General features: G+C 73.9%; 16 protein-coding genes. 9 read left to right on the top strand and 7 right to left on the bottom strand.

Annotated elements, in window-relative coordinates; genetic code table 11:
• Positions 1–10: 10 nt before the first annotated feature.
• Complete coding sequence (locus ACFYW7_RS18445) at positions 11–709, top strand: futalosine hydrolase (RefSeq protein WP_389503384.1); 699 nt, start codon at positions 11–13, stop codon at positions 707–709.
• Positions 693–1,565: a 1,4-dihydroxy-6-naphthoate synthase gene (locus tag ACFYW7_RS18450; protein ID WP_389503386.1), complete on the top strand. Its 873-nt coding sequence runs from the start codon at positions 693–695 to the stop codon at positions 1,563–1,565. Before ACFYW7_RS18445 ends, ACFYW7_RS18450 begins: the two co-directional genes overlap by 17 nt.
• 73 nt (positions 1,566–1,638) lie before the next feature.
• Here the strand turns inward: ACFYW7_RS18450 and ACFYW7_RS18455 are convergent, their stop codons facing one another.
• Entirely contained in the window at positions 1,639–2,022 is a 384-nt protein-coding gene (locus tag ACFYW7_RS18455; RefSeq protein ID WP_389503388.1) for a cold-shock protein, read from the bottom strand.
• A gap of 220 nt (positions 2,023–2,242) precedes the next feature.
• Between ACFYW7_RS18455 and ACFYW7_RS18460 the strand changes: the two genes are divergently transcribed.
• Positions 2,243–2,494 carry a hypothetical protein gene (locus ACFYW7_RS18460; RefSeq protein WP_389503390.1) on the top strand — a complete coding sequence of 84 codons (252 nt, stop codon included), beginning with the start codon at positions 2,243–2,245 and terminating at the stop codon, positions 2,492–2,494.
• Positions 2,495–2,500: 6 nt separating this feature from the next.
• Here ACFYW7_RS18460 and ACFYW7_RS18465 read toward each other — a convergent pair whose 3' ends face one another.
• Both ACFYW7_RS18465 and ACFYW7_RS18470 read right to left on the bottom strand, forming a co-directional pair.
• The gene (locus tag ACFYW7_RS18465; protein WP_389503392.1) at positions 2,501–3,112 is read right to left on the bottom strand and encodes an HAD family hydrolase; all 612 of its coding nucleotides are present in this window, start codon (positions 3,110–3,112) and stop codon (positions 2,501–2,503) included.
• A gap of 90 nt (positions 3,113–3,202) precedes the next feature.
• Complete coding sequence (locus ACFYW7_RS18470; protein ID WP_389503394.1) at positions 3,203–4,201, bottom strand: HAAS signaling domain-containing protein; 999 nt, start codon at positions 4,199–4,201, stop codon at positions 3,203–3,205.
• 196 nt (positions 4,202–4,397) lie between these two features.
• Here ACFYW7_RS18470 and ACFYW7_RS18475 point away from each other — a divergent pair, with 196 nt between their 5' ends.
• Positions 4,398–6,938, top strand: coding sequence for a helicase-associated domain-containing protein (locus ACFYW7_RS18475; protein ID WP_389503396.1), 2,541 nt, complete (start codon positions 4,398–4,400; stop codon positions 6,936–6,938).
• A 75-nt stretch (positions 6,939–7,013) separates the two neighbouring features.
• Positions 7,014–8,660 (top strand): DNA repair helicase XPB, encoded by a 1,647-nt coding sequence (locus ACFYW7_RS18480; RefSeq protein ID WP_389503398.1) that lies wholly within the window; start codon positions 7,014–7,016, stop codon positions 8,658–8,660.
• Between the two features lie 132 nt (positions 8,661–8,792).
• Here the strand turns inward: ACFYW7_RS18480 and ACFYW7_RS18485 are convergent, their stop codons facing one another.
• Complete coding sequence (locus ACFYW7_RS18485) at positions 8,793–8,987, bottom strand: hypothetical protein (RefSeq protein WP_389503400.1); 195 nt, start codon at positions 8,985–8,987, stop codon at positions 8,793–8,795.
• A gap of 383 nt (positions 8,988–9,370) precedes the next feature.
• Between ACFYW7_RS18485 and ACFYW7_RS18490 the strand changes: the two genes are divergently transcribed.
• Positions 9,371–11,461, top strand: a complete 2,091-nt coding sequence (locus tag ACFYW7_RS18490) for a HelD family protein (RefSeq protein ID WP_389503736.1) — start codon at positions 9,371–9,373, stop codon at positions 11,459–11,461.
• 52 nt (positions 11,462–11,513) lie between these two features.
• Here ACFYW7_RS18490 and ACFYW7_RS18495 read toward each other — a convergent pair whose 3' ends face one another.
• Positions 11,514–12,218, bottom strand: coding sequence for a copper homeostasis protein CutC (locus tag ACFYW7_RS18495; protein ID WP_389503402.1), 705 nt, complete (start codon positions 12,216–12,218; stop codon positions 11,514–11,516).
• A 199-nt stretch (positions 12,219–12,417) separates the two neighbouring features.
• On the opposite strand from ACFYW7_RS18495, the gene ACFYW7_RS18500 reads away from it, so the two are divergent.
• The 3 genes from ACFYW7_RS18500 (at position 12,418) to ACFYW7_RS18510 (ending at position 15,162) form a co-directional block, all read left to right on the top strand.
• Positions 12,418–13,101, top strand: a complete 684-nt coding sequence (locus tag ACFYW7_RS18500; protein WP_389503404.1) for a hypothetical protein — start codon at positions 12,418–12,420, stop codon at positions 13,099–13,101.
• Between the two features lie 160 nt (positions 13,102–13,261).
• Positions 13,262–14,470 (top strand): Cmx/CmrA family chloramphenicol efflux MFS transporter, encoded by a 1,209-nt coding sequence (locus tag ACFYW7_RS18505; RefSeq protein ID WP_389503406.1) that lies wholly within the window; start codon positions 13,262–13,264, stop codon positions 14,468–14,470.
• Positions 14,471–14,490: 20 nt separating this feature from the next.
• Positions 14,491–15,162, top strand: coding sequence for a GNAT family N-acetyltransferase (locus ACFYW7_RS18510; protein ID WP_389503408.1), 672 nt, complete (start codon positions 14,491–14,493; stop codon positions 15,160–15,162).
• A 47-nt stretch (positions 15,163–15,209) separates the two neighbouring features.
• Here ACFYW7_RS18510 and ACFYW7_RS18515 read toward each other — a convergent pair whose 3' ends face one another.
• Together ACFYW7_RS18515 and ACFYW7_RS18520 are read right to left on the bottom strand one after the other, a co-directional pair.
• Entirely contained in the window at positions 15,210–15,473 is a 264-nt protein-coding gene (locus tag ACFYW7_RS18515; RefSeq protein WP_389503410.1) for a DUF4031 domain-containing protein, read from the bottom strand.
• The gene (locus ACFYW7_RS18520; RefSeq protein ID WP_389503412.1) at positions 15,470–15,865 is read right to left on the bottom strand and encodes a hypothetical protein; all 396 of its coding nucleotides are present in this window, start codon (positions 15,863–15,865) and stop codon (positions 15,470–15,472) included. The genes ACFYW7_RS18515 and ACFYW7_RS18520 overlap by 4 nt, the downstream gene beginning before the upstream one ends.
• Between the last annotated feature and the right edge of the window lie 48 nt (positions 15,866–15,913).

Raw genomic sequence — 15,913 nt, forward strand, 5'->3', positions numbered from 1 at the left:
GAAGGTGCTCGTGGCCACCGCCGTCCCCGCCGAGCGGGACGCGGTGGCCGGGGTGTCGTCCGGCACGGGGCGCGAGATACGGCTCCCGGGGGCGACGCTCCACCGGTTCGGCGGGCGGGACCTGCTCGCCGCCGGTGTCGGGCCCGCCCGCGCCGCCGCCTCCGTCTCCGCGGCGCTGACCGCCGCGGCCCTCGACGGCACGCCGTACGGCCTCGTCGTCTGCGCGGGTGTCGCCGGCGGATTCCTGCCCGACGCGCCCGTGGGGTCACTCGTGATCGCCGACGCCGTCGTCGCGGCGGACCTGGGCGCCGAGGCGCCGGAGGGGTTCCTCCCCGTCACCGAGCTCGGCTTCGGGACCGTCAGCCACCTGCCGCCCGAATCACTCGTACGAGAGGTCGCCGCCGTCACCGGTGGACGGATCGGAACGGTTCTCACCGTCTCGACCGTGACCGGGAGCGCCGCCCGCGCCGCCGAACTGCGGTCCCGGCATCCCCGGGCCCTGGCCGAGGCCATGGAGGGGTTCGGGGTCGCCGAGGCGGCCGGGGCGCACGGGGTGCCGGTCCTGGAGATCCGCGCCGTGTCCAATCCCGTCGGCCCGCGTGACCGCGCCGCGTGGCGCATCGGCGACGCCCTCGCGGCCCTGACCGAGGCCTTCGGGAAGCTGGGGCCCCTCCTGGAGAGTTGGAACCCACATGACCGACGTGACTGAAACCGCCGAAGCCCTGCGGATCGCCTACTCGCCCTGCCCGAACGACACCTTCGTCTTCGACGCCTGGGCGCACGGCCGTGTCCCGGGCGCGCCCGCGCTCGACGTGACCTTCGCGGACATCGACATCACCAACGGGATGGCCGAGCGCGGCGAGTTCGACGTGCTGAAGGTGTCGTACGCCGTGCTGCCGTACGTCCTCGACGACTACGCGCTGCTGCCGTGCGGCGGCGCGCTGGGGCGGGGCTGCGGGCCGCTCGTGCTGACCCGCGACGGGGACGCCGGCCTGACCGACCTGACCGGTCGGACGGTCGCCGTGCCGAGCGAGAGGTCGACGGCCTATCTGCTGTTCCGGCTGTGGGCCGCGGAGACGGTTCCGGGCGGGGTCGGCGAGATCGTGGTCATGCCCTTCCACGAGATCATGCCGGCCGTACGGGACGGGAAGGTCGACGCGGGGCTCGTCATCCACGAGGCGCGTTTCACCTACCAGGACTACGGGCTGCGCAAGCTCGCCGACATGGGTGAGCACTGGGAGCTGACCACCGGGCTGCCGATCCCGCTGGGCGCGATCATCGCCCGGCGGTCACTGGGGACGGACCGGCTCCGGACGCTCGCCGAGGCCGCCCGTGCCTCGGTCCGTGCCGCCTGGGACGATCCCGAGGCCTCCCGCGCGTACGTCCTGGAGCACGCGCAGGAGATGGACCCGAAGGTCGCGGACCAGCACATCGGGCTCTACGTCAACGAGTTCACGGCGGATCTGGGCGACGACGGCTACGCGGCGGTCCGCGGACTGCTCACCCGCGCGGCGGCCGAGGGCCTGGTGCCGCCCCTCGGGCCGGACGCGCTGCTCTTCCCCTGAGTTCTTCCCCCGTGTCTTCGCGGACTCTCGTCGGAGCCCGCGCGGAACCCGGCCGCCGTCCGGCGGCCGGAGGTCACACGTCGAGTTGATCGGCGACCGCGCGCAGCAGGCCCGCGATCTTCTTGCCGGACGCCTTCTCGGGGTAACGGCCCTTCTCCAGCGTCGGCGTGATGTTCTCGAGAAGGGTCGTCAGGTCCTGGACGATCGAGGCCAGTTCGTCCGGCTTGCGCCGCTGGGCCACCGCGACCGACGGAGTCGGGTCCAGCAGAATCACCGAGAGTGCCTGATCGCCGCGCTGACCCGCCACGACACCGAACTCGACGCGCTGGCCGGGCTTGAGGGCGTCGACTCCGGCAGGCAGGACCGAGGAATGGACGAAGACATCGCCGCCGTCGTCACGGGAGAGAAAGCCGAAGCCTTTCTCCGTGTTGAACCACTTGACCTTGCCAGTCGGCAAAGCACACGCTCCCTCGATCGGTGCCGGACGCTCCTGGACGCCGGTTGAACTGCCGGTTGAACTGTCTGTTGAAGTACCGTCACGCAACACTACCGGGGGTCTCTCCAACTCAACACGGCTTAAAACGAGACTGAGCCCCCGCCTGTGTCGACAGAGGCCGAAAGTGGTGCGGGAGGGGCGCTGGATTCTGTTCCGTCGCCCCGGGAACTACCCTGGTCCGGTGCGCGACAAAACCCCAGCGAATTCCCCCGAAGCCGGTGACCGGCTGATCCGTGCCGGTGCCATCGTCTTCTTCCTCGGAGCGTTGGCCACTCTGGTCACCGTGGCACCGCTGTTCCTCGGTACGAATCCCTTTCCCACCTACATGTTCGGGCTGAGCATGCTCATGGGCGTCGGATTCCTGCTGGCCGCGGCGGGCCTGCTCCGGTCGGCCGCGGCGGGACGCCGCCGGGCCCGCGCCGTCCGTCCCTGAGGACCGTCAGCGGTACCGCTCCAGCCAGGCCGGGAACTCCGTGAGATCGCCGAGGACGACGTCCGCGCCCGCCGCGCGCAGTTCCTCGGCGTCGCACGGTCCGGTCGCCACGGCCACCGAGTACGCCCGCGCCGTGCGCGCGCCGCGTACGTCGCCGGTGTGGTCCCCGACGTAGACGCTCGCGCCGTGTTCGCGCAGCGCCACCGCCTTCTGTTCGGCCCACAGGTCGCCGACGAGTCCGTCCGCGTCGATGCCCAGGTGCTCCAGGTGCAGCCGGGCGTTGGGCTCCCACTTCGCGGTGACGACGACCGTGCGCCCGCCCGCCGCGCGCACCGCCTCCATCGCCTCGCGCGCGCCGGGCATCGCGGGCGAGCCCGTGATGGCGTGCTCGGGGTACATCCGGCGGTAGAGGTCGGCCATGGCGGCCGTCTCCTCCGGCGGGAACCAGTTGGCGAGTTCGTCCTCCAGCGGCGGGCCGAGCCGGGTGATCACGAGATCCGCGTCGATGTACGTCCCGGTGCGGGCCGAGATCGCCTCGTAGCAGGCGTGGATCCCGGGGCGGGAGTCGATCAGGGTCATGTCGAGGTCGAAGCCGACGGTCAGCACGGGAGAAGTCATATGAGCAATTGTGCCCAGGCCGTCCGGTGAACGGTCCGGCGCGTTCCTGACCACCGGACCGGCCGGCCGGGGGAACGGCGGGCTGGAGGGTCAGCGGCGGCGCTGGGAGCGCCAGACCAGGTAGAGGGCGGAGGCGGCGGCCGCGCCGCGGACGATCCAGGGCCAGGTCTGGGTCATCGCGTCGTTCAGGTGGCCCTCGGCGACGGGCGCGCCCCAGCGGCCGTTCGTCCGGCCCCAGATCCAGACGAGGCCGGCGGTGGCGGACAGCCCGGGCAGGACGAGGACGGCCCACTTGGACTCCGCGGGGGTCAGCCGGCGCGAGCCGTAGGCGATCAGCCAGCCGAGGCCGAGCGCGAACCAGTTGCCGAGGACGGCTCCGGCGACGAGGAGGGCGGCGGCGAGCAGGAGCAGGGGGTTGGAGTAGCCGCTCAGGCGCGGGAGGCGGCGGCGCGCGGCGGTCCCGGTCGCCGGTTCGTCCGCGGTGACCGGCGCCGCGGTCTTCGCCTCGGCGTCCTTCGTCCCGTCCTCGGCCGCGCGCTCCTTCTCGCCCGGGGGCGGCTTGAGCAGGTCCGGGATCTCCACGCCGCCCACGAACCCCGGCACGCTGTCGCCGAGCCCGAACGGGCTGTTCGTCACCCGCCACCAGTCCGGCTGGACGGCGCTGTCGCCCAGTTCCTGCGCGCTCGCCAGATGCGGCGGCGCCGGGACGTCGGCCCCGGCGCTCTCGACGGGGTGCTCCCGCGCGGGGCGCGGTCGCGGAACGACGCGGCGCAGCCCCTTGGGGCGCCCCTCGGGCTCGGCGGCGGCACGCTGGGCGGGCACGGCGGGGCGGGGCGGGCCACCGGCCGAGGGGCCGCCGGCGCTCTGTCCGGCCGCCGAGACGATCTCGTCGGGGGTGCCGAGGCGGTCGAGGATGCGGCGGACGGCGGCGGGGCCGTCGCCGGTCGCCTTCGCCCGGCGGCGGTCGATCTCCTCGCGCAGTTCCGAGACCAGGCGCATACGGGTCGCCGACGGCAACTGCCGCCGCTGGGCCAGGTCGCCGACCCGGCTCAGATAGTCGAAGACCAGCTGGTCGCTCTCGATCCCCACGAAGTCCCCTCCGGGGAAGGTGCGTTGGATACCCCGTGGTGACGAAGGTACCGGTTTTCCCGTTCCCGGGAGCTCCCCGCCCCCGGCTCGGGCAGCCGTACGACGTGGTCCCCCCTGCCCTCGCGGCGCGACCGGTGATCAGACCACGCGACGGGGGCCGGGCCCCGGGGGCACGGCACCCGCTAACGTTGACAGGATGAGCCCCGAGACGACCGCTCCGCGGTCCCTGGCGGAAGCCCTCCGCGCGCGGGACGACGCCTCCCTGTCCACTCTCCTGCGGTCCCGTCCGGACCTGATCACCCCCGTCCCCACGGACCTCACCCAGCTGGCCACCAGGGCGGGCACCCGGGCGTCGGTCGTGCGCGCCCTGGAGCGACTGGACCGTTTCGCGCTCCAGACGGCGGAGGCGCTCGCGGTGGCCTCGGAACCGGCGACGTACGACGAACTGCTCGGGCTGCTGGCGGGCGACGACCGTGACCCCGCGGTCACGGCGGCCTTCCCGCACGCGCTCGGGACGCTGCGCGAGCAGGCGCTCGTCTGGGGCGGCGACGACCGCCTCCGGCTGGTGCGGACGGCCCGCGAGCTGCTCGCGCCCTCGCCGCAGCACCCGTCCCCGACAGGGCTCGGACAGACGGTCGCCGAGGCGGCGGCCGGCATGTCGCCGGGACGCATCCAGGAGATCGTGGCCGCGGCGGGGCTGGCGAGCACCCATGACTCCGTCTCCGCGGTGGCGTCGCTCGGCGCCCTGTTCACCGACCGGCGCCGGATGTCGGCGCTGCTCGACGAGGCGCCGGCCGAAGCGGTCCAGGTGCTGTCACGGCTGGTGTGGGGGCCGCCGTACGGTCAGGTGACGGCGGAACCGGCGGCGCATCTGCGGTGGCTGATCGACCGGGGGCTGCTGCTGCCGACGGGGCCCGGCACGGTCGTGCTGCCCCGGGAGGTGGCCCTGCATCTGCGGGCGGGCCGCGCGCACCGGGTGACGGAGCCGGTGGCGCCCGCCGTGGAGGCCGCCTCGACGCACCGTCCACAGGTTGTGGACGCCGCCGCGGCCGGCCAGGCGTACACGACGCTGGCGACGGTCGAGGAGCTGCTGAAGGACTGGCACGAGGGCGGCCCGGCGGTGCTGCGCGCCGGCGGACTGAGCGTGCGCGACCTGAAGCGGACGGCGGTCGCGCTCGACGTCTCCGAGCCGATCGCCGCGTTCTGGGTGGAGCTCGCCCACGCGGCCGGCCTGGTGGCCTCGGACGGCGAGACGGAGGAGCGGTACGCGGCGACCCCGGCCTACGACGAGTGGCTGGAGCGGCCCGCCGCCGAGCGCTGGACGCGGCTCGCCTCGGCGTGGCTCGCGGCGACCCGCACGGCGGGGCTGGTCGGCGGCCGGGACGCGAAGGACCGTACGCTCTCGGCGCTCGGCCCCGGTCTCGACCGTTCCGCGGCGCCCGAGGTCCGGCACCGCGTGCTGGCCCTGCTCGCCGCGCTCCCCGAGGGCGCGACGCCCGCCAAGGACTCGCTCCTCGCCCGGCTCGCCTGGGAGCGCCCCCCGCGCGAGCGTCCCGCTCCGGACGACCTCCGCGCCCGCCTGGCCGGGTGGACCCTGTCCGAGGCGGAGCTGCTCGGGGTCACCGGCCGGGGCGCGCTGTCCGCGCAGGGGCGGGCGCTGCTCGGGCTGCCCGCGGCGGACACCCCGGCACCGGAGGCCCCCGGTCCCGGCGCCAGGCTCCCCGCCCACCGGCGCCACCACCCCGCGCCCACCCCCGCCCCCGTGCCGCACTCCCCCGCCGAGCGGGCGGCCGCGGCGGACCGGGCCGCCCGGCTCCTCGCGCCGCTGCTGCCGGAACCGCTCGACCACGTCCTGCTCCAGGCGGACCTGACGGCGGTCGCGCCCGGCCCCCTCAAGCGCCCCCTGGCCGACACCCTCGGGGTGCTCGCGGACGTCGAGTCCAAGGGCGGGGCGACGGTCTACCGCTTCACACCGGGCTCGGTACGCCGGGCGCTCGACGCGGGCCGTTCGGCCTCCGACCTGCAGGCCTTCCTCACCACCCATTCCCGTACGCCGGTCCCGCAGCCGCTCGCCTACCTGATCGACGACGTGGCGCGCCGGCACGGCCATCTGCGGATCGGGGCGGCGTCCGCGTACGTCCGCTGCGACGACGACGCGGTGCTCGGCGAGATCCTCGCCGACAAGCGCTCGCAGGGGTTCGGACTCCGGCGGCTCGCGCCCACGGTGCTGGCCGCCCAGACCGACCCGGCGTCCCTGCTCGCGGGCCTGCGGTCGATGGGCTTCGCGCCCGCCGCCGAGTCCGCGGAGGGGGACGTCCTGATCACCCGGGCGCACGCCCACCGGACCCCGCCGCGCACCGCCCCGGCACCCGTCCCGGACGGCCCGCCGGTCCCGGACGCCACCCTCCTCGGGGCCGCGGTCCGCGCCATCCGGGCCGGCGACCTCGCCTCCACCGCCCCGCGCAAGGAGGACCCGGCCGACGGCCGCACCGGCGGGGAGCTGCCACGCACCAGCTCCGCCGAGACCCTCGCCACCATGCAGGCCGCCGTCATGACCGGCGAGGCCGTGTGGATCGGGTACGTGAACGCCGAGGGCTCGGCCAGCCAGCGCGTCATCGCCCCCATCCGGGTCGAGGGCGGCTTCGTCACGGCGTACGACCACACCGCGGACGAGGTCCGCACCTATCCGCTGCACCGGGTCACGGGGGTGGCGGAGCTGGCGGACGACCAGCCGTGATCACCCGCCGGTAGGGCACACTGGAGGTTTGGCCGAGCACCCGCGCCGGGTGCCGCCGCCCAGAAAGGCACGGGTGTGAACGGACCCCTCATCGTCCAGTCCGACAAGACGCTCCTGCTCGAAGTCGATCACGAGCTGGCCGACGCCTGCCGTCGGGTCATCGCCCCCTTCGCCGAGCTGGAGCGGGCCCCCGAGCACATCCACACCTACCGGGTGACGCCCCTCGGCCTGTGGAACGCGCGGGCCGCCGGGCACGACGCCGAGCAGGTCGTGGACGCGCTGGTGGAGTTCAGCCGCTATCCGGTCCCGCACGCGCTGCTCGTGGACATCGCCGAGACGATGGACCGCTACGGACGTCTCACGCTGAGCAAGCACCCGGCCCACGGGCTCGTCCTCACCACCACCGACCGGCCCGTCCTCGAAGAGGTGCTGCGCTCGAAGCGCATCGCGCCGCTGGTCGGCGCCCGGCTCGACCCCGACACCGTGGCCGTGCACCCCTCCGAGCGCGGCCAGATCAAGCAGACCCTGCTGAAGCTCGGCTGGCCGGCCGAGGACCTCGCCGGATACGTCGACGGGGAGGCGCACGCGATCGAGCTGGCGGAGGACGGCTGGGCACTGCGGCCGTACCAGAAGCAGGCCGTGGAGAACTTCTGGCACGGCGGTTCCGGTGTGGTCGTCCTCCCCTGCGGCGCCGGCAAGACGCTCGTCGGGGCCGGTGCCATGGCGCAGGCCAAGGCGACCACCCTCATCCTCGTCACCAACACCGTCTCCGCCCGGCAGTGGAAGCACGAGCTGGTGAAGCGGACCTCGCTGACCGAGGAGGAGATCGGCGAGTACAGCGGCACGCGCAAGGAGATCCGTCCGGTCACGATCGCCACCTACCAGGTGCTGACGACCCGGCGTAAGGGCGTCTACCCCCACCTGGAGCTCTTCGACTCCCGCGACTGGGGCCTGATCCTCTACGACGAGGTCCACCTGCTGCCCGCTCCCGTCTTCAAGTTCACCGCCGACCTCCAGGCCCGGCGCCGGCTCGGGCTGACCGCCACCCTGGTGCGGGAGGACGGGCGCGAGTCGGACGTCTTCTCGCTCATCGGGCCCAAGCGGTTCGACGCGCCGTGGAAGGAGATCGAGGCGCAGGGCTACATCGCGCCCGCCGACTGCGTCGAGGTGCGGGTGAACCTCACGGACTCCGAGCGGCTCGCGTACGCCACCGCCGAGGCCGAGGAGAAGTACCGCTTCTGCGCCACGACCGCGACCAAGCGGAAGGTGACCGAAGCACTGGTGCGCAGGTTCGCGGGGCAGCAGATCCTCGTGATCGGGCAGTACATCGACCAGCTCGACGAGCTGGGCGAACACCTGAACGCGCCGGTGATCAAGGGCGAGACCAGCAACGCCCAGCGGGAGAAGCTGTTCGACGCGTTCCGGGAGGGCGAGATCAGCGTGCTCGTCGTGTCCAAGGTCGCCAACTTCTCCATCGACCTGCCGGAGGCCACGGTGGCCATCCAGGTCTCGGGCACCTTCGGCTCCCGCCAGGAGGAGGCCCAGCGCCTGGGCCGCGTCCTGCGCCCGAAGGCGGACGGCCACCAGGCCCACTTCTACTCCGTCGTCGCCCGCGACACCATCGACCAGGACTTCGCCGCCCACCGCCAGCGCTTCCTGGCGGAACAGGGCTACGCCTACCGAATCATGGACGCGGACGAACTCCTGACCGACACCGAGTGACCAGGCGGACCCCAGCCCCTCCGGCGCTGAGGAGCGGGGGCTGGGGCGGAGCCTCGGGTACGGCGGGCCGACCGAGCCGAGCCATGTGAAGGACGGCCGGTCCGGGGGCCGGGAAAGGAAAGCGGGCGGCGCCTAGCGGCGCCGAACACCGGCTTCCTCGCCGTACTCGCCGAGAAGCACGACGCCGATCGCCGCGCGGGCGAAGACCTTGACGGCCCGCACGGCGTCGCCGAGACGGTGCCGGTGGTCGACGGAGGTGACGGCCGTCGCGCCACGCGCGACGGAGACGTGATGGGCAGGACCAGGGGTGAAAGTGGCTGCACTCATACCTCCATGGTGCGTCCACGTCCCTCGAACGGCGTCGGTCCACGGACCGAACCTCTCCACCCCCCGGGTAGGCCTGCGGGCCACCCGCCCTACGCCTCCCGGCGGACCCCGCCCCCTAGGGCCTCCGGTCCACGCCCCTGAGACGGTGATCCGGCGCGGGGAAATCCGTTCGCCCCGCACCAGGACCTTCGCCTAGAATCTTCGGTCTTGCCCGCCTCCCTCGATGGAGCGCCGCCGCCCGGCCGGAAACCGGACGGCACCAGGAATCACGCGCGGATCCCCCTACGGACTCCGCGCGCGGATTCCCCGCACGGATTTCGCAGAGACGCACCGTCTGCACCGTTCCCGCAGCAGGTCCCCGGAGGCAATTCCACGTGTCCACCCTGTCCGACGATCCGTCCGGCCCCCCGGCGGCGTCACCGTCCGCAGCCGCGTCCGCCGATCCGCTCTCCCGCGAGCGCGCCCACCTCGCCCAGTCCCGTTCGGCGCTCCGCGCGATGCGCGAGGACGCCGAGAACCTCGACATCCGCGACGTCACCGCGAACTGGGTGAACGCCGAGGTGCTGCACCGGCAGATCAACGAGCGCATCAAGGCCCTCGCCGACCTCAGCCACACCCCGCTGTTCTTCGGACGGCTCGACTATCTGCACGCTCCGGGCGTCGACCTGGCCGAGGGCGCGGAGGGCGAGCAGTTCTACATCGGACGACGGCACGTGCACGACGCCGGCGGCGACCCGATGGTCATCGACTGGCGCGCGCCGGTGTCGCAGCCGTTCTACCGGGCCTCGAAGAAGGACCCGATGGACGTCGCGCTGCGCCGCCGCTTCGGCTACACCGGCGGCGACCTCACCGCCTACGAGGACGAGCACCTCTCCGATCCGGCCGAGGCCGCGGCCACCAGCAAGCTGCTCCAGCAGGAGATCGAGCGCCCGCGCGTGGGTCCGATGCGCGACATCGTGGCGACCATCCAGCCGGAGCAGGACGAGATCGTCCGGTCCGGGCTGTCCGGTTCGGTCTGTGTGCAGGGGGGTCCCGGCACCGGGAAGACCGCCGTCGGCCTGCACCGGGTCGCGTACCTGCTGTACGCGCACCGCGACCGGCTCGCCCGCACCGGCACCCTGGTCATCGGGCCGAACAGCTCCTTCCTGCACTACATCGAACAAGTCCTGCCCGCGCTGGGCGAGTTGGATGTCAAGCAGGCGACCGTCGACGATCTCGTCGCCCATGTCGAGGTGCGCGGCGCCGACGAGGCGGCCGCGGCCGTGATCAAGGGCGACGCCCGGATGGCCCAGGTGCTGCGCCGGGCCGTCCGCTCGCACGTGACCCTGCCGACCGAGCCGGTGGTGGTGGTCCGGGGATCCCGGCGCTGGCGCGTCGCCGCCTACGAACTGGAGGAGATCGTGCGGGAGCTGCTCGACCGCGACATCCGGTACGGCGCCGCCCACCAGGCGCTTCCGCAGCGGATCGCGCACGCCGTGCTGGTCCAGATGGAGCGCTCGGGAGAGGCGCCGGACGACCGGGTGCAGGACGCCGTCGCCCGCAACGCCGCCGTGAAGGCCGCGGTCAAGGCGATCTGGCCGCCGGTCGACCCCGCGAAACTCGTGCTCAGACTGCTGACCGACGCGGACTTCCTCGCCGCGCAGGCGGAGGGGCTGCTCGACGAGGGCGAGCAGAAGGAGATCCTCTGGGCGAAGCCGGTGCGGAGCGTGAAGTCCGCCAAGTGGTCGGCCGCCGACGCCGTGCTGATCGACGAGGCCACCGACCTGGTGCAGCGCACGCACTCGCTGGGGCACGTGGTGCTCGACGAGGCGCAGGACCTCTCGCCGATGCAGTACCGCGCGGTCGGGCGGCGCTGCACGACGGGGTCGGCGACCGTGCTCGGGGACCTGGCGCAGGGGACGACCCCCTGGGCGACCCGGAGCTGGGCCGAGGCGCTCGGCCACCTGGGCAAGGGGGACGCCGTCGTGGAGGAGCTGACGGCGGGGTTCCGCGTCCCCACGGACGTCATCACGTACGCGTCCCGGCTGCTGCCGCACATCGCGCCCGGCCTCGCGCCGGTGGCGTCGGTGCGGGAGAATCCGGGCTTCTTCGCGGTGCGCCCGAGCACGGCGGACACGGCGGACGCCGATGTCGTGGGTGCGGTGGAGGAGCTGCTGGACCACGAGGGGTCGGTCGGGCTGATCGCCGCCGACTCCCGGATCCCGGTGCTCGCCGAGGCGCTGACGGCGGCCGGGCGGACGTATCTCGGTCCGGGCGAGGAGACGACGGCCGAGACCCGGCTGACCCTGGTGCCGGCCTCGCTCGCCAAGGGCCTGGAGTACGACTACGTGGTCCTGGACGAGCCGCGGGCCGTCGTCGACGGTGAACCGGACGAACGCACCGGTCTGCGCCGCCTGTACGTGGCCCTCACCCGCGCGGTCTCGGGACTGATCGTCACGCACGCGGCCCCCCTCCCACCCGAGCTGGCCGCCTGACCGCCGACGGCTCCCGGCGCGCGTGCCGGGAGCCGGGAGCCGTCGGAGACTCCTACGTGTCGAGGGCCGTCCGCCACTCGCGTACGGACTCCGCCGAGACCGGTCCCGTCCAGCCCTTTGGCCGCGCCGCGCCGCCGATGTGGAAGGCGTCGAGGCCCGCCGCGCGCAGCCGTGGCACGTGGTCGAGGCGCAGACCGCCGCCGACCATGATCCGCGGTTCGTATCCCGGTTCACCGTGACGGGCGGCCTCGGTCACGAGGGCGGGGACCCCGTCGTCGACGCCCGCCGGGGACCCGGCGGTCAGGTAGGCGTCGAGCCCCGGCAGGTCCGCGAGCTGCTTGCGCAGGGCGTCACGGTCGACGGCGTGGTCGATCGCCCGGTGGAACGTCCAGCGGCAGCCGTCCAGTTCGGCGACGATCCGCTCGACGGCGGTCACGTCGGGGCCGCCGTGCTCGTCGAGGAAGCCCAGCACGAACTCGTCAGCGCCCGCGGCCCGCATCTCGCCCGCGGCCCGCACGAGCGCCTCGACGCCCTTCGCGCCTCCCGCGGCGAAACCGTCCGACAGCCGCAGCATCACGCGCAGCGAGATGTCGACGGAGGCACGGATCCCGGTGAAGGTCTCCACCGGCGGGGTCAGGCCGTCGGCGGCCATGTCGGTGACCAGTTCCAGCCGGTCCGCACCGCCGGCCTGAGCGGCGACCGCGTCCTCCACGCCGAGGGCGATCACCTCCAGGAGTGCGCTCTTCCGCTCGCTCATCGGACCTCTTCCCTCGGGCGGCTATAGGTCTAGTCCAATCAAAGAATACGCGGCCGGGGGTGACCGCGCGAGAAGATCACGGCGGGCGCGGGACCCGCCGAGGGTCCCCCCGGCGGCCCTTCTCTTCCCCGGCCTCTCCCGGCTGTCCCCGGCCTCCCCCGCCGTCACCCGGTCAGCTCCCCGGCGGGACAATGGCGCCATGGCAGCAGAGAGCGACCGTCACCCGGCCCGCGCCGAACTGGTGGAGCGCTGGACGGGGACCGTGCTGGCCGCCCGTGGCGGCGACGGCGGATCCGGCCCCGCGCCGGAGCCCTACGCGGCGAACCTCCTGGACCGCTGGGCCGAACCCCGGCGCCGGTACCACACCACGGACCACCTGCTCGCGGTGCTCGGCCACGTCGACACGCTGGAGGCGCACGGGGAGCACGCGGCGGACCCGGCCGCCGTACGCCTGGCGGCCTGGTTCCACGACGCCGTGTACCTCCCGGACCGCTCGGAGAACGAGGAGCGCTCCGCCCGGCTCGCCGAACGCGCCCTGGCCGAGCTGGGCCTCGGCGCGGACCGTACCGCCGAGGTCGCCCGGCTCGTCCGGCTCACCGTCTCGCACGACCCGGCCGACGGGGACAGCAACGGCGCCGTCCTGTGCGACGCCGACCTGGCGATCCTGGCCTCGCCCCCGGCCGCGTACACCGCGTACGCCGCCGCCGTCCGCGAGGAGTACGCCTTCGTCCCCGACGACGCCTTCCGCGTGGGCCGGACCGCCGTACTGCGCCAACTCCTCGACCTTCCACGACTGTTCAGGACGTCGTACGGGGAACGCGTCTGGACGGAACCCGCGCGCCGGAACATCGCCGAGGAACTGGCCGCGCTGTCCGACGCGTGACGGACGGCGGTCCGCGGCGGCCGGCGGTGGACGGCGAACGGGAAACGGGTTCGACGCCGGGCACCGGAGCCCGTACGAAGGACCCATGCCCCCGAGCCCCGGACCCCTGAAGCCGGTCATACCCGTGAACGCCGGCGCCCGCGCCGGTGACCGTCCCCGCATGCCCCTGTCCGTCTACATCCTCGCCCTCTCCGTCTTCGCCCTCGGCACCAGCGAGTTCATGCTGTCCGGGCTGTTGCAGCCCGTCGCGGACGACATGGACGTGTCGATCCCGCGGGCGGGCCTGCTGATCTCGGCGTTCGCGATCGGCATGGTCGTCGGCGCGCCGCTGCTCGCCGTGGCGACGCTCCGTCTGCCGAGGCGGACCACCCTGGTCGCCCTGATCGCGGTCTTCGGACTGGGACAGGTGGCCGGCGCCCTCGCGCCCGGCTACGCCGTGCTGTTCGTCTCCCGTGTCGTCAGCGCCCTGGCCTGCGCCGGGTTCTGGGCGGTCGGCGCGTCCGTGGCCGTCGCGATGGTGCCGGCGACCTCGCGGGCCCGGGCGCTGGCCGTGATGATCGGCGGACTGTCGATCGCCAACGTGATCGGCGTGCCGGCCGGCGCCTTCCTCGGTGAGGGCCTCGGCTGGCGGTCGGCGTTCTGGGCGGTCGGGGCGGCGTCCGCGGTCGCGCTCGTCGGCATCGTGACCCTCGTCCCCCGCATCCCGCTCCCCGCGGAGCGGCCCCGGCTGAGCGGGGAACTGCGCGTCTTCCGCGACCGGCGGGTCTGGCTGTCGATCGGCACGATCATGCTCACCGCGGGCGGTGTCTTCTGCGCGTTCAGCTATCTCGCGCCGCTGCTCACCGATGTGGCCCGCCTGGACGTCGGCTGGGTCCCGCCCGTGCTGGCGCTGTTCGGGGTGGGCGCGCTGATCGGGACCGCGCTCGGCGGGCGGTTCGCCGACGCGCACCTGTTCGGCGTCCTCATCGGCGGGATGGCGGCGGACGTCGTCGTCCTCGTCGCGTTCGCCCTGCTCGGCCGGTACGCCGTCGCGGCCGTCCTGCTCTCCTTCCTCCTCGGGATCTCCTGCTTCTGCACCGCCCCCGCCCTGAACGCCCAGATGTTCGACGTCGCCGCGGCCGCTCCCACGCTGGCCGCGGCCACCACCACCTCCGCCTTCAACCTGGGCAACGCCGCCGGGCCCTGGCTCGGCGGTGCCGTCATCGACGCGGGGCTCGGCTACCCGGCCACCGCGTGGGCGGGCGCGCTGATGACGGCGGGCGCCATCGGCCTGGCCGTCGTCTCGCTGCGGCTGCACCGGCGTACGCCGGGCTCGCGGGTCGTGGGCAGGTCGGACTCCGCGACCGATCCCGTACGTTCCGAAGCTTGATCGGTCCTATTCTCGGCCGCATGACAGACATGGATGGGGACCAGGTGCCGGAGACCGGCGCCGGTCCGGCGGCGCTGCCCCGGCAGACGGCGGGGTGGTTCCTGGAGGGGAACGGGGCCGGGAACGGGGGCACGGTCCCGCCGTTCACCGGGCGGCGCCGGAGGGGCGGCCCGGAGATCGGCACCGAGCGGCTCACCCTCCAGGAGGTCACCCGGGCGGCCGCCGCCGACCTGCGCGCGGGCGGCACGGGCGGGTTCGCCTGGATCGAGAGCGGCCCCTTCGAGGGCACCGCGGACGCCGCCGCCATGGTCGTGCGCGCGTACGAGGAGGGGGTCCACCGGCCGGAGTGGGGGATGTTCGTCCTCGTACGGCGGGAGGACGGGCGGGCTGTCGGCGCCATGGGCTTCCACGGCGTACCGGACAAGGAGGGCGGCGCCGAGGTCGGGTACGACCTCGCGGAGAACGCCCGCGGCCAGGGCTACGCGACGGAGGCCCTGCGCGCCCTGTCCGAGTGGGCCCTCGCCCGGGACGACGTCGAATTCCTGTTCGCCGCCATCGACCGGGACAACGCCCCGTCCCAACGCGTGGTCGCCCGCGCCGGGTTCACCCGCGTCAGCGAGGAGGCGGAGCGGATCGCGTACGAACTCCACGACCTGGAGCCGTCGTTGCGGCTGTACGCCCGCGGGCGCTGACACGGGACGGGGCGACCGCACACGTCACGAAGCGCGGGCACGCGGAGTCACGCGGCGCGCTTGCGGCGGCGCAGTCCCGCCCCGTGCAGCAGCCGTACGACCTCGCGGCTGCTGACCTCCACCGCCCCCGCGGCGACCGCGTCCGCGTAGCGGTGCGAGGGGATGTCGTAGTGGTCCCGCTCGAAGGCGCGCGCGGGCGCTCCCAACTCGCTCGCGAACACGTGCAGTTCGTCGTACGAGACGTCGCTGATCAGGTGGGACCACACCCGGCCGTGCCCCGGCCAGGTGGGGGGATCTATGTAGACGGTCACGAGGACGGGGCTTCGCCGGTCGCCGAACTCAGGGAGCCCACCGGGGACACCTTCACGCCCGCCTGGTGGCAGACCCAGTGCGGATCGGGGCCCAACTCGGGCTCGACCTCCAGGGCGTGCGGGTCGCCGCTGCCGCAGACCGGGCAGAGCGGCCACCGTCCGTACCGCTCCAGGAGCGCGTCCTGGACGTCCTGGGCGACCAGTCCGGCGACGAATCCGGCACCCTCCGGCCACTGTTCGACCCACCAGCGGCGCTGCGCCACCGAGTCCTCGACGAGGGAGACGACGTCCGCCTCGGCGACCCGGCCCGCGACCAGGTCGGCGAGCACGTGGGCGCGCGCGGCGTGCAACGCCTGCTCCATGGGGCTGAGGGGGTTGCCGGTGGGGTCCATGTCCCCATTGTGCGCACCCTTGACCGTATGCCCCAAAGGAAAATATCT

This window comes from Streptomyces sp. NPDC002580 (assembly GCF_042889485.1).
Classification (GTDB): domain Bacteria; phylum Actinomycetota; class Actinomycetes; order Streptomycetales; family Streptomycetaceae; genus Streptomyces.

What these genes read in the sequence shown, in the direction of transcription:
- ACFYW7_RS18510 (WP_389503408.1), top strand. Translation starts at nt 14,491, where the DNA reads ATGACAGACATGGATGGGGACCAGGTGCCGGAGACCGGCGCCGGTCCG.
- ACFYW7_RS18475 (WP_389503396.1), top strand. Translation starts at nt 4,398, where the DNA reads ATGAGCCCCGAGACGACCGCTCCGCGGTCCCTGGCGGAAGCCCTCCGC.
- ACFYW7_RS18520 (WP_389503412.1), bottom strand. Translation starts at nt 15,865, where the DNA reads ATGGACCCCACCGGCAACCCCCTCAGCCCCATGGAGCAGGCGTTGCAC.
- ACFYW7_RS18505 (WP_389503406.1), top strand. Translation starts at nt 13,262, where the DNA reads ATGCCCCTGTCCGTCTACATCCTCGCCCTCTCCGTCTTCGCCCTCGGC.
- ACFYW7_RS18495 (WP_389503402.1), bottom strand. Translation starts at nt 12,218, where the DNA reads ATGAGCGAGCGGAAGAGCGCACTCCTGGAGGTGATCGCCCTCGGCGTG.
- ACFYW7_RS18465 (WP_389503392.1), bottom strand. Translation starts at nt 3,112, where the DNA reads ATGACTTCTCCCGTGCTGACCGTCGGCTTCGACCTCGACATGACCCTG.
- ACFYW7_RS18485 (WP_389503400.1), bottom strand. Translation starts at nt 8,987, where the DNA reads ATGAGTGCAGCCACTTTCACCCCTGGTCCTGCCCATCACGTCTCCGTC.
- ACFYW7_RS18450 (WP_389503386.1), top strand. Translation starts at nt 693, where the DNA reads ATGACCGACGTGACTGAAACCGCCGAAGCCCTGCGGATCGCCTACTCG.
- ACFYW7_RS18500 (WP_389503404.1), top strand. Translation starts at nt 12,418, where the DNA reads ATGGCAGCAGAGAGCGACCGTCACCCGGCCCGCGCCGAACTGGTGGAG.